Source organism: Mesorhizobium sp. M5C.F.Ca.ET.164.01.1.1 (genome assembly GCF_004792125.1).
Classification (GTDB): domain Bacteria; phylum Pseudomonadota; class Alphaproteobacteria; order Rhizobiales; family Rhizobiaceae; genus Mesorhizobium; species Mesorhizobium wenxiniae.
This window is the reverse complement of the sequence record NZ_SRTG01000344.1, coordinates 1-329: the sequence shown is the minus strand read 5'-3', so window position 1 is coordinate 329 and position 329 is coordinate 1. Positions and strand designations below refer to the sequence as shown.

The following is a 329-nucleotide window of genomic DNA, read 5'->3' as shown; positions in this document are numbered from 1 at the left end:
CCGACCGCCAACATCGCCGAGCGCCTCGGCATCACCGTCGGCACCGTCAAGAACCATCGCCGGCGGATCTATGAGAAGCTCGACATCACCACCGAGCGCGAGCTGTTCCTGCAGTTTTTCCAGCACCGGACAGAGACATAGCGGCAACACGTCATCGCACTGCCGTCGTTGCAATGAGATAGGTCATCCGCCTACGCTATGGGGAGTGTTCGTTGCGCCGGAGGGAACGGAATGGCCAAACCTCGTATCTTTCTCGGTTCGTCGGGGAAACAGAAGAAGCTGTTGCAGGCGCTGACGCGCGGCCTCGAGGACATCGCCCATGTCGAGCC

1 protein-coding gene is annotated in these 329 nt (G+C 60.8%); it reads left to right on the top strand.

Translation table 11 applies throughout. The annotated features are described in order from the left end of the window. On the top strand, window positions 1-141 hold a 141-nt coding region (locus tag EN807_RS33750), incomplete at its 5' end, for a LuxR C-terminal-related transcriptional regulator (RefSeq protein ID WP_135938033.1). Window positions 142-329: the final 188 nt, after the last annotated feature.